At 57.6% G+C, this 12124-nt stretch carries 9 protein-coding genes, 2 tRNA genes and 3 rRNA genes; 6 read left to right on the top strand and 8 right to left on the bottom strand.

Annotation, left to right across the window (positions count from 1 at the left end; all coding sequences use genetic code 11):
- Positions 1-8: 8 nt before the first annotated feature.
- Positions 9-683, bottom strand: a complete 675-nt coding sequence (locus H8F24_RS08900) for an HAD family hydrolase (protein WP_231598198.1) — start codon at positions 681-683, stop codon at positions 9-11.
- Between the two features lie 29 nt (positions 684-712).
- Here H8F24_RS08900 and H8F24_RS19925 point away from each other — a divergent pair, with 29 nt between their 5' ends.
- From H8F24_RS19925 to H8F24_RS08875, 6 genes are all read left to right on the top strand, one after another.
- Entirely contained in the window at positions 713-841 is a 129-nt protein-coding gene (locus tag H8F24_RS19925; RefSeq protein WP_255518226.1) for a hypothetical protein, read from the top strand.
- 124 nt (positions 842-965) lie between these two features.
- The gene (locus tag H8F24_RS08895; RefSeq protein ID WP_197158638.1) at positions 966-1112 is read left to right on the top strand and encodes a chlorophyll a/b-binding protein; all 147 of its coding nucleotides are present in this window, start codon (positions 966-968) and stop codon (positions 1110-1112) included.
- Positions 1113-1240: 128 nt separating this feature from the next.
- Positions 1241-1420, top strand: coding sequence for a hypothetical protein (locus H8F24_RS08890; RefSeq protein ID WP_197158637.1), 180 nt, complete (start codon positions 1241-1243; stop codon positions 1418-1420).
- A gap of 195 nt (positions 1421-1615) precedes the next feature.
- Positions 1616-2809, top strand: coding sequence for an exodeoxyribonuclease VII large subunit (xseA, locus tag H8F24_RS08885; protein ID WP_231598197.1), 1194 nt, complete (start codon positions 1616-1618; stop codon positions 2807-2809).
- Positions 2810-2847: 38 nt separating this feature from the next.
- A complete protein-coding gene (gene xseB / locus H8F24_RS08880; RefSeq protein WP_197171806.1) occupies positions 2848-3270 on the top strand; it encodes an exodeoxyribonuclease VII small subunit in 423 nt (140 codons plus the stop codon).
- 189 nt (positions 3271-3459) lie between these two features.
- Positions 3460-3855, top strand: a complete 396-nt coding sequence (locus H8F24_RS08875) for a DUF2834 domain-containing protein (RefSeq protein ID WP_231598196.1) — start codon at positions 3460-3462, stop codon at positions 3853-3855.
- A gap of 18 nt (positions 3856-3873) precedes the next feature.
- Here the strand turns inward: H8F24_RS08875 and H8F24_RS08870 are convergent, their stop codons facing one another.
- The 7 genes from H8F24_RS08870 to H8F24_RS08840 form a co-directional block, all read right to left on the bottom strand.
- Positions 3874-4251 (bottom strand): hypothetical protein, encoded by a 378-nt coding sequence (locus H8F24_RS08870; RefSeq protein WP_197158634.1) that lies wholly within the window; start codon positions 4249-4251, stop codon positions 3874-3876.
- A 68-nt stretch (positions 4252-4319) separates the two neighbouring features.
- Positions 4320-5240, bottom strand: a complete 921-nt coding sequence (locus H8F24_RS08865; protein WP_231598195.1) for a YihY/virulence factor BrkB family protein — start codon at positions 5238-5240, stop codon at positions 4320-4322.
- Positions 5241-5595: 355 nt separating this feature from the next.
- Positions 5596-5712, bottom strand: a 5S ribosomal RNA gene (gene rrf, locus H8F24_RS08860).
- A 153-nt stretch (positions 5713-5865) separates the two neighbouring features.
- A 23S ribosomal RNA gene (locus tag H8F24_RS08855) occupies positions 5866-8747 on the bottom strand.
- A gap of 467 nt (positions 8748-9214) precedes the next feature.
- Positions 9215-9287, bottom strand: a tRNA-Ala gene (locus tag H8F24_RS08850).
- Between the two features lie 9 nt (positions 9288-9296).
- Positions 9297-9370 (bottom strand) — tRNA-Ile (locus H8F24_RS08845).
- A 262-nt stretch (positions 9371-9632) separates the two neighbouring features.
- Positions 9633-11118: ribosomal RNA gene (locus tag H8F24_RS08840) — 16S ribosomal RNA — on the bottom strand.
- Together the 16S, 23S and 5S rRNA genes with 2 tRNA genes alongside form the textbook arrangement of a ribosomal RNA operon.
- Positions 11119-12124 lie beyond the last annotated feature (1006 nt).

Genomic DNA, 12124 nt, shown 5'->3' with positions numbered 1-12124 from the left:
CCCAGGCTTCACAAGGGGAAGCCTGGGAAGTCGTCCAACAAATGGCCGAAACCGAAGTGGCGCAATCCCTCCACGATGCCGGCGCAACCTTCCGCGCGGGCCCGGTAGGTCCGCGGCAGGCAGGAGACCTTCTCCCGCAGAGCCTGCTCAGCGTTGCCCACCATCACCCCAGCCAACCCCGTCTCGAACATCGCCAGGTCGTTGAGCGTGTCGCCGGCCGTCACCACCCGTTCGGGATCGATCTCGAGCCATTGCAACAAGGTCAGCAGGGTGGAGCCTTTGTTGACACCGGCCGGCAAGACATCGAGATAGCGGTTGTCCGACACGAGGCAGTCGACCCCATGGGCTTCGAGTGCGACCAGTCGCTGCCAGTCGATCGCTTCGCCATCCAGGGTGTAGGCAAGCCGGCGCTCGGTGCTGATCGGTTGCGGAGCCACTCCGGGCAGAGCCTCGAGCAAGGGCAGCAGCCGCTCCGGCAACCCTTTCCAGCGGGCATCAATCGGATCCACCATCCCAGGCACGGTCTTGAGGCTGAATCCCCAGGCCACGGTGCAGCCCACATCACCGATCACCAGATGGGGGTGGGCCAGCCCGAAGGCGGCATTGTCGATCAGCAGGGAGGCGATCGAACTGAGCTGGCGGCCCGTGCAGAAGATGTGCAGCACCCGCTCACGCCGTTCCACCAGCCAGCGGTAAAAAGCACGGCGCCAGAGTGGATCGCCCCCAGCAGGGTGCCATCGAGGTCGGTCACCAGCACCAGATCCGGCTGGGCTGGCAGGGCAGCGGCAATCTGCTGCTGCAGAGCGGCACGGGAGGGCTGAATGGATTCGGAAACAACTGAGCGCAGCCATAGGCGAAAGCCACAGGCTTGTCAAATCGGAAAACCGCACAGCACCTGTAGCAAGCAGCACTGTCAAGACCACTCCATCTTTCGTTACAGTTGAGGAATCCTGGAGATTGCTTCCATGTCTGACGCTTCCCAGCCCCGCTTCGGCTTCGTCAACTTCGCCGAGACCTGGAATGGCCGCCTCGCCATGATGGGTTTTGTGATTGGCCTGGCTACCGAGCTCCTCACCGGCCAAGGCATCCTGGCCCAGGTCGGCCTCGGTTGAGGCTTTCTCAAGCCGATTCCAGCCCCGCCGGATCGCCCAACCCAGGGTGAAACGGCGGGATTTTCATGTCGCCTCAGTTCGGTCTCAGTGCCTGGTTCTTAGGCTGCCTCCGCTGTGCCGCCGACTCGATGCCACCCAGCTTCTATGTCAACAACCGCCGGGACGGCTCCAGGTTGCTGAGTAGCGCCCTGGTGATCACAGGTGCGGGCTTTGTACGGATCGATCATCCCGTTGGACGCGTCGTGGCCGTGATCGGTTCTGTCGTCAGCCTCTACTGGTGGTTTCAGTACCGCAAGCTGGAACACTGATGGCAGGCTTCATATCAGAGTCGCGATTATCAGTCTCCTGCTCAGCCTGCAGCCATCGATACGGCCTGGAGGCTTGGCCAGCCTCAATCTCAACCAGAGCACACAACGACCTTCACCGGCAGGTGGACCAGCCCCAGTGGCGCTAGACCCAATGGTGTACGAACCAGTGGCACGACCAACGGATCTCCCACTGACGTGATCCCATCTCCGCTGGAGCCCCGATCCCAGAACGCCTACGCCACATCCGCTGGCCTGCCTTCATTTGGCGTGGCCGAGCTCAATCGGGCCATCGGAACCCTGCTGGAACGGGGGTTTGCGCCGCGCTTTCTGCTGGAGGCGACCGTGAGCCGTCCGCAGCTCAAGAAGGGACACATCTGGCTGACCCTCACCGATGGCGACGCCACCATCTCAGGGGTGATCTGGTCTTCCCTGCGCCAGAAGCTCTCGTACCTCCCCGCCGAAGGCGACGGTGTCACCATCATCGGCCGTCTCAATTTCTGGGACGCCCGAGCCAGCCTCTGCGTCCAGGTGCTGGACATTCGCCCAGGGCGCCAGGCTGCCTTGCGCCAGTTCGAGCGGGTGCGGGAACTGTTGGCACCGGAAGGCTGGTTCGACCCAGAGCGCAAGCGCCCTCTGCCCGAACATCCCGGGTGCATCGCCCTGCTCACCAGCGTGCCCAGCTCCGCCCTGGCGGACATGCTGCGCACTGCCCGCGAACGATGGCCGGCCACACGGATTCTGGTGGTGCCGATCCCCGTGCAGGGTCCCGTGGAAGGGGAAATCTGCACGGCGCTGGAGGCCGTAAGCCGGCAGGCCGAACGACTCGGTGTCGAGGCGTTGGTGCTGGCCCGAGGGGGAGGGAATCGAGAGGATCTGGCGGTGTTCGACGGCGAACGGCTGGCCCGTTGCCTGGGCAGTGCCGCAATCCCGGTGGTCTGCGGTCTGGGCCATGAAGACGACACCACCATTGCTGATCTGGTGGCGGACTATCGGGCCGCCACGCCCACGGCCGCACTGGTGGCCCTGCTGCCTGACCAGCAGGGGGCACTTCTGGATCTGCGCCAGCAACGTCTCCATCTGCAGCGATCCTTGCGCTGGCGCCTCGATCTGGAAACAGAACGGCTGGCGCAGCAACGCCAGAGGCTCGAGGCTCTTCACCCCCAAGGGCTGCTGGTTCAGAGCCGCCAGCGTCTGCAGGAGCAACGTCAGTTGCTTCAGGCCCTCTCGCCGCAGCACATCCTGGAGCGTGGCTTCTCGCTGGTGCGGGGGCAGGATGGCCATCTGCTGCGCACCTGGAAGGAGGTGAACGCCGGTGACGCGATCACTGTGCAGCTCCGTGAGGGGGGGCTGGAAGCCGTGGTGAGCCGCAGTGCCGCAACCTCGATCTGAAACACCTGGTCCCGTGACGACCCTGACCACCAACCCCCATGCTCAAGAAGACCGAAGCAACTCCATCCGAAGATTTCCCAAGCGACGGAACAGCCGCCACCGATCCACTGCCCACGACACCGGTCAAGGGCAGCTCCAATCTCAGCAAGAGCCCAAAAAGATCGGGTCGCAAGGCAGCCGAACCCAAGGCAGCTGATCGCCGGGCATCGGCCCCCAAAACAGATCCCTCACCCAGCGGGGCAGAGGATCTCAGCTTTCTCCAGTCTCGAACGGCCCTTGAGCTTGTGTTGGCGGAGCTGCAGACCAGCGACCTCGACGTCGAGCACATGGCGGCGCTGTACCGACGTGGCCTGAGCTACATCGATCGATGCGAAGCCATACTCGAAGATGTGGAACAAGAGGTTTTGCAGTGGTCCCAGCAAGACGAACAAAGTGAGCCAAGGCCTTTCGAACCCTCATGAACGAGACACACCTCACGCCGATCCAGTCCTTGACAACACGGAGACCACTCACCCACCGATCAAATCACTCAGCCTCCATTATCCACCCCATAATCCGCACATCTCAATTCGACCAAGAAATCTTCCGCCGATGATTCTTGGCACCAACTATCACCCCACTGATCCACCACAATTCTTGAGGAACGATGTATGACCTCAAAGTCCTTCGCCATGCACTGGCTTCCGCAGAGTCCCTTACAGGCGATCTACCTCATCCTTGCCATTGCTGGAGCCGTGCTGCCCTGGATGGCTAATCTTGACTTTATCGAACTCAATCATCAGGCCTTCGATCTGCCATCATTCATCGCTTTAGCGACCGCCAATCCTGCCGCCACCTCTCTGTCCAGAGATCTGATGATCGGCGCCACTGCTGTGGTGATCTGGATAGTGCAGGAAAGCCGACGCCTGCAGATGCGCGGGCTGATCTGGGTTCTACTGAGCTGCGTCCTGATCGCCTTCGCCTGCGGGGCTCCTCTGTTTCTCTATTTGCGGGAACGTCGCCTGGCAGAACAATTGAGTGAAGGGGTGCAGGCCACGGGCAGCTGAAGCACCCGACGCACGCCGTCAACGATCGTCCACCTCCTGGGCCACCACATCGATGGTGACGGTGCTCGCCTCCTTCTCCATGCCGCGAGACTGAGGCTGCAAGGGATCATCGGTGAGATTCACCACCATCCCCTCCGATTCCGCCTGCATGGATGCACCGCAGAGAGGACAGGACTCCTGGGAAAAGCTGGCACTGCCGCAACGAGGACAGGTTTGCAGGCGTCGCCGCAGAACCTGCCAGGCAATCCAGACACCCCCAGCAGCGATCAGCGGCAGCAGCAGCAGGCCAAGGGTCAGACCTCCAAGCACATCCAGCAGGACACGGCCTGCTGGGCTGGGGGCCAGCAGGAGAAGACCCAGCAAGACAAGCCAGATCCAGGGGAAAGAGCGCTGCATCAGATCTGCGAAGCGATGAGGTTGCGATGCATGATCAAGTCATGGCAGGGGTTCGGGCGACAATCCGCTCAAAACACAAGTTTGGGCTTTCTATTTTTACGTGCGTGCCACAACACCACATTGAGACACTGACTGTAATAGAGAACAACACCAATAAACCAGATCCACAGGGTCAGCACAAGGACACCACCCACTACACCATATGCCTGGAACCTGACACCCAACAGCAGCAGGATTGGCCCAATCGAGAGATTCATCGTAATCAGCACAACCGCAGCCAACACGGCTCCAGGCAGCACAACCCCAAAAGGGACAAGCCGTGAGGGCAAGATCCACAGACCGACCCAGGAGCACAGCAGGCCAATCAGGATCGAAGCACCAAGGTCGGCCCAAAGTGAAACATGGAGCAGGTTTTGCAACCAAGGTGGCAACCAGGCAAAGGCAACGTCACCATCGAAAAACAAGCCAAGGTTACTGATCAACTGATCAAAAACAAGCAACACTGCCAAGACTGAGATCAACAAGAATGCCTTCAGCCTGAGCACAACGAATCTCCTGACAACCTGGTCCCATGGCAGTCCCTCCAGCCCCGCATGTCGCCAACCCCATACACGATCCATGCCCCGCTGAAGAGTCAGATAAATATTGCCAGCACTGAGCACAAGGAACAGAATGCCCAATAGGCCCGCCCCAAACCCTTGACGCGTAAATTTCTGCAATAGAATCTCAAAAAAAGGCAAGCCAGAAGCCGGCAAAATACCATCTGCCACACCAAGCAATCGCTCCACCAAGCCGCGATCTCTGCCAAGAATCCGCGAGGCAATCGAAAGTGCAATCAACACTGCTGGCAAAAAAGACTGCAGACAGTGATAGGCAAATGCTGCGCTGAGATCCGTGCAATCGTTCTGCAACCATAACCTGTATGCTCCCCAGAAAGGCTTCCACGAACGTTGTAAACGCAGAAGTGATCGAGCCTGCGGCATTGTCATCGAACCCAGTGCCACATCAAATCAGCCTATGCACGGCATCGTATCCAGGACAAACCAAGTCCACCGATCAATCGTAGCCTTGGCACAGCTGTGCTCCCCATCCTGACGTCTTGGCACATACGTCCCCATTGGCCCCAACGTCCCTACCAGCTCCTGACTTGACGCATCACGCAAGGACCCAAGCATCGAAACCAATCCCCAGCATCGGCAACTCAATATCATCCCCCCTTGGGGACTGGTGATCGAGGTCGGACAGCTATCTCGTGGCCACCAACCCACAACCCAGGCACACGAAAACGCCCCCGATCGCAGCCATCAGGCTGCCATCGGGGGCGTCGTCGTGGAGCAAAGTTTGACCTGGCATCGAGCTATTTTCGCAGGAGGCTACCCTCCAACTATCGTTGCCGCTGCTGCGTTTCACAACCGAGTTCGAGATGGATCGGAGTGGGTCCACAGCGCCATGAACACCAGGAAAGCAAACGGCCTCTTCAGGCCCCTTGCCGGTCTTTGCCCCCAGGTTGAACCCTGAGAACTGCATAGGAGCGGTTGACAAGCAACCGGTCTGGATCCAAAAGCTTTGAGCGCGTGATCCCTGTGTCATCCGGTCAGGATGGCAAGGGATGGAATGGTCAAGCCCTCGGTCTATTAGTACTCCTCCGCTTCACCGGTTACCCGGCTTCCACGTAGAGCCTATCAACGGGTGTTCTTCCCGTGACCTTACTGGCTTATGCCATGGGAACACTCATCTTGAGGTGGGCTTCCCACTTAGATGCTTTCAGCGGTTATCCACTCCGCACATGGCTACCCAGCGTTTACCGTTGGCACGATAACTGGCACACCAGAGGTGCGTTCCTCCCGGTCCTCTCGTACTAGGGAGAAATCCTCTCAATGTTCCTGCGCGTGCACCGGATATGGACCGAACTGTCTCACGACGTTCTGAACCCAGCTCGCGTACCGCTTTAATGGGCGAACAGCCCAACCCTTGGGACCGACTTCAGCCCCAGGTTGCGATGAGCCGACATCGAGGTGCCAAACCTCCCCGTCGATGTGAACTCTTGGGGGAGATCAGCCTGTTATCCCTAGAGTAACTTTTATCCGTTGAGCGACGGCCCTTCCACTCAGAACCGTCGGATCACTAAAGCCGACTTTCGTCCCTGTTCGACTTGTAGGTCTCACAGTCAAGCTTGCTTCTGCTTTTGCACTCGTCGGCTGATTTCCAACCAGCCTGAGCAAACCTTTGCGCGCCTCCGTTACCTTTTAGGAGGCGACCGCCCCAGTCAAACTGCCCACCTGATACTGTCCGGTCCCCGGATGACGGGTGACCGTTAGAACCCTAGCTCTGAAAGAGTGGTATCTCACCGTTGGCTCACCATGACCCGCAAGCCATGGATCAAAGCCTCCCACCTATCCTGCGCATTCAGAGCCCGGGCACAATACCAAGCTACAGTAAAGCTTCATAGGGTCTTTCTGTCCGGGTGCACGTAGTCCGCATCTTCACAGACAATTCTATTTCGCCGAGCCTCTCTCCGAGACAGCGCCCAGATCGTTACGCCTTTCGTGCGGGTCGGAACTTACCCGACAAGGAATTTCGCTACCTTAGGACCGTTATAGTTACGGCCGCCGTTCACCGGGGCTTCAGTCGCCAGCTTCGCTTGCGCTGACCAGCTTCCTTAACCTTCCGGCACTGGGCAGGCGTCAGCCCCCATACATCGTCTTGCGACTTAGCGGAGACCTGTGTTTTTGGTAAACAGTCGCCTGGGCCTCTTCACTGCGACCACCTTGCGGTGGCACCCCTTCTCCCGAAGTTACGGGGCCATTTTGCCGAGTTCCTTAGAGAGAGTTACCTCGCGCCCCTCGGTATTCTCTACCACCCCACCTGTGTCGGTTTCGGGTACAGGCCATCATGCCTTAACGGGTATAGGGCTTTTCTTGGAAGCTTGACATCACCCACTTCGCGGCCGTAGCCGCTCGCACTCACGCCTCAGCTCAAGCTGTTTTCGCCAGCTCTCAACGCCTCGAACGCTTGGACCAGTAACCAACATCTGGCTGGGCTAGCCTTCTCCGTCCCCCTTCCCAAAACATGACAGGTACAGGAATGTTGACCTGTTGTCCATCGACTACGCCTTTCGGCCTCGCCTTAGGTCCTGACTAACCCTCCGCGGACGAGCCTGCCGGAGGAACCCTTAGGGTTTCGGGGCATGGGATTCTCACCCATGTTTTCGCTACTCAAGCCGACATTCTCACTTCCATGCAGTCCACGCCCGCTTACGCTAACGCTTCACCCCACATGGAACGCTCCCCTACCATCGGAATCTTACGATTCAAATCCGCAGCTTCGGTACAATGCTTAGCCCCGTTCATTTTCGGCGCAGGATCGCTCGACCAGTGAGCTATTACGCACTCCTTTGAGGATGGCTGCTTCTAGGCAAACCTCCTGGTTGTCTGGGCAATCCCACCTCCTTTATCACTCAGCATTGATTTGGGGACCTTAGCTGGCGGTCTGGGCTGTTTCCCTTTCGACCATGGAGCTTATCCCCCACAGTCTGACTGCCTAGTTACACACAGGGTATTCAGAGTTCGTCTCGATTTGGTACCGCTCTCGCAGCCCGCACCGAAACGGTGGCTTTACCCCCCTGCTGGAGCACTAGACGCTACGCCTCAACGTATTTCGGGGAGAACCAGCTAGCTCCGGGTTCGATTGGCATTTCACCCCTAACCACAGCTCATCCGCTGATTTTTCAACATCAGTCGGTTCGGACCTCCACTTGGTATCACCCAAGCTTCATCCTGGCCATGGTTAGATCACCCGGGTTCGGGTCTATAAACACTGACGATCGCCCTATTCAGACTCGCTTTCGCTATGGCTCCACCATTCCCGGTTTAACCTGCCAGTGCCTATAAGTCGCCGGCTCATTCTTCAACAGGCACACGGTCATCCTATGAGTAGGACTCCCATTGCTTGTAAGCTCACGGTTTCATGTTCTATTTCACTCCCCTCCCGGGGTTCTTTTCACCTTTCCCTCGCGGTACTGTTGCGCTATCGGTCACACAGGAGTACTTAGCCTTACGAGGTGGTCCTCGCGGATTCACACGGAATTTCACGTGCTCCGTGCTACTCGGGATACAGCTAGGCCAGTTTCGCTTTCGAGTACGGGGCTTTCACCCTCTCTGGCGCGCCATTCAAACGCTTCCTCTAACGTCCCTGGTCCACGTTGCTGTCCCACAACCCCGATGGGCGAACCCATCGGTTTAGGCTCTTCCCCGTTCGCTCGCCGCTACTGAGGGAGTCGTTTTTACTTTCCTTTCCTCCAGCTACTAAGATGTTTCAGTTCGCTGGGTTGGCTCGCGCCGCCCTATGGATTCAGGCGGCCGTTCTAGGGGTTGCCCCATTCGGAAATTCCCGGATCAAAGCGTGTTTCCAGCTCCCCGAGACTTATCGCAGGTAACCACGTCCTTCATCGCCTCTGTGTGCCAAGGTATCCACCGTGAGCCCTTTGTAGCTTGACCATAATCACAACTCGCGTTTAGCTTGTTGAAGGCTATTCTTCCGGTGTCTAAGCTCTCAATCAAGAGATCTCAGACAGCCAGAATCAAACTCCTGCTTGGTGGCTTGTGGCCATGCCAGACAGAAGACACGAGCTGTACTCGGCTCTAACTCAAGAATCACTGGCTTTCCTGTTTCTCTCAGATTGAGGCTTGCACCTCAATCTTCCCTTCGCTTTCGCTGGGATGCCGCAGCCGAGGCCGCGACCAGAGAGAACCGGAAAGTCAGCGTCTATGAGATGCTTTCTTTTCCAGACTTTTCCTATGCAGTTGTCAAGGTTCTTGCTGAATGCCCATCCTTGCGGACAGGGAATCCAGCATGCTTTCAACCACTCAGGGAATGAAAGCAGGCTGGAATCGTCACCAAGACGTCAGGATCACACCAAAGAAATCTCTCCTTTGCTTCCGTGAGGGCGCTCGTCAGTGTGGAATGGAGGTTAGCGGACTCGAACCGCTGACATCCTGCTTGCAAAGCAGGCGCTCTACCAACTGAGCTAAACCCCCAAACACGAATGGGCCATCCTGGACTTGAACCAGGGACCTCACCCTTATCAGGGGTGCGCTCTAACCACCTGAGCTAATGGCCCAGGAGTTCGACCTCGCGATCGCGTCAAAGTTGTGTCTGACCTGATTGATGATTCAGTATCGCTACCGTTTCATCTTTCAGGTTTCAACACCGCCTCAACAAAAATCGTTGGGGTGTGACCTAGACAAAGTTTAGGAACTGAACCTGCTTGGACGGACATGTTGCCATTCCGCTTCCACAGTTGAGGTACCGATCGACCTAGAGTGACAGGATCATGGCCTGAAAATAAAGTATTCAGACATCACAATCAGTTTGTCTCCCTGTTAGGAGGTGATCCAGCCGCACCTTCCGGTACGGCTACCTTGTTACGACTTCACCCCAGTCATCAGCCCCACCTTCGGCATCCTCCTCCCTTACGGGTTGGAGTAACGACTTCGGGCGTGGCCAACTTCCATGGTGTGACGGGCGGTGTGTACAAGGCCCGGGAACGTATTCACCGCAGTATGCTGACCTGCGATTACTAGCGATTCCTCCTTCACGTAGGCGAGTTGCAGCCTACGATCTGAACTGAGCCACGGTTTATGGGATTTGCTAGCTCTCGCGAGTTTGCTGCCCTTTGTCCGTAGCATTGTAGTACGTGTGTAGCCCAGGATGTAAGGGGCATGATGACTTGACGTCATCCACACCTTCCTCCGGTTTATCACCGGCGGTCTCTCTAGAGTGCCCAACTCAATGCTGGCAACTAAAGACGTGGGTTGCGCTCGTTGCGGGACTTAACCCAACATCTCACGACACGAGCTGACGACAGCCATGCACCACCTGTCACTGCGCTCCCGAAGGCACTCCCTCGTTTCCAAGGGATTCGCAGGATGTCAAACCCTGGTAAGGTTCTTCGCGTTGCATCGAATTAAACCACATACTCCACCGCTTGTGCGGGCCCCCGTCAATTCCTTTGAGTTTCACACTTGCGTGCGTACTCCCCAGGCGGAACACTTAACGCGTTGGCTACGACACCGAGGGGGTCGATTCCCCCGACACCTAGTGTTCATCGTTTACGGCCAGGACTACAGGGGTATCTAATCCCTTTCGCTCCCCTGGCTTTCGTCCATGAGCGTCAGTTATGGCCCAGCAGAGCGCCTTCGCCACTGGTGTTCTTCCCGATATCTACGCATTTCACCGCTACACCGGGAATTCCCTCTGCCCCTACCACACTCTAGCCTTGTAGTTTCCACTGCTGAAATGGAGTTAAGCTCCACGCTTTAACAGCAGACTTTCAAGGCCGCCTGCGGACGCTTTACGCCCAATAATTCCGGATAACGCTTGCCACTCCCGTATTACCGCGGCTGCTGGCACGGAATTAGCCGTGGCTTATTCCTCAAGTACCGTCAGATCTTCTTCCTTGAGAAAAGAGGTTTACAGCCCAGAGGCCTTCATCCCTCACGCGGCGTTGCTCCGTCAGGCTTTCGCCCATTGCGGAAAATTCCCCACTGCTGCCTCCCGTAGGAGTCTGGGCCGTGTCTCAGTCCCAGTGTGGCTGATCATCCTCTCAGACCAGCTACTGATCGAAGCCTTGGTAGGCTCTTACCCCACCAACTAGCTAATCAGACGCGAGCTCATCCTCAGGCGAAATTCATTTCACCTCTCGGCATATGGGGTATTAGCGGCCGTTTCCAGCCGTTATCCCCCTCCTGAGGGCAGATTCTCACGCGTTACTCACCCGTCCGCCACTAACCCGAAGGTTCGTTCGACTTGCATGTGTTAAGCACGCCGCCAGCGTTCATCCTGAGCCAGGATCAAACTCTCCGTAGTAGTCTTCCCCCTTTAAACGTCAGCTCTAAACTTTCGCTTGAGCTTTCATCGCAGAGAAGTTTGTCGCTCACCCAAATCCTGCACTGGCGCACAGTCTTCAGTTGGGACCACCTTTCGACTGACCGAAAGGGTTCGAGAGTGCACACAACTGTTTCGCTTGCCGTCTAGACCTCCCTATCTGGATCTCTCCGAACAGATTCTTCCTGATGGTTCACGTCACAATCCCGTGACTTTCCCAGATCTCAGATCCGGTTCGCTTCAGTCACCCACAGCTGGTTTTCACCCAGTTCTGACCCAAGGCGTGAGACCTCAAGGCAGCACCACATCACTGCAGGTTCCCGTCGCTTAAAATGTTTGACGGGACCTCACACCTCTACCGCTCGTTTCGTCATCCTCGACACCGCATCAAACGGGCTTTGACTCCACACTGGCGCCAGCACAAGGCTGGTCCACTGCAAACTCAGAACCGTTCGATCCGATCAGAATGACGCGGTAGAAGCGTCAGTTCCTAAACTTTTCAATTGTCCAGGTGCTGCCTCCACTCCCTTGGCCTCTCGGCTCTGGGTCGTCTCGGCGCGTCGCCTCTCAGCGACTCAGGAAACCTACAACACCGGTGGCTCGCGCCTCCTTCGTCGTAAGCACGCACCCTTCACCCTTGCAGGCAAACGGCGCTCGCCCTCAGTGCCTCGCAGCACCGAAGACTCTGCGTTTCCACCGGTGCTCTCGCTCCCGGTGTGCTGCGCAGTCCAAAACCATACCCCATTCACCTTCGATCGCGCAAGCTCCCAATGATGGGGCCTTTCACCGCTTGCCTGGCAGTCCCGACCTCTGAAAGCCAGCTCAGCCGGACCGGCGCCGGCCGAAGCATCTTCATTGGAAGGCACAGGGGCCTGGAACAGCGACGAATCAAGCGCCAGAGGGGAACAGGCAGGAAACAGAGAAAGGGGAAGGCAGGGATGGTCGGACAAAACCCGGAACCCCTGAGCACCCTGATCTGGTCGACAGG

Source organism: Synechococcus sp. CBW1002 (genome assembly GCF_015840915.1).
Lineage (GTDB): Bacteria > Cyanobacteriota > Cyanobacteriia > PCC-6307 > Cyanobiaceae > CBW1002.
The sequence above is the reverse complement of the archived record's forward strand: the minus strand, read 5'-3'. Positions and strand labels throughout refer to the sequence as shown.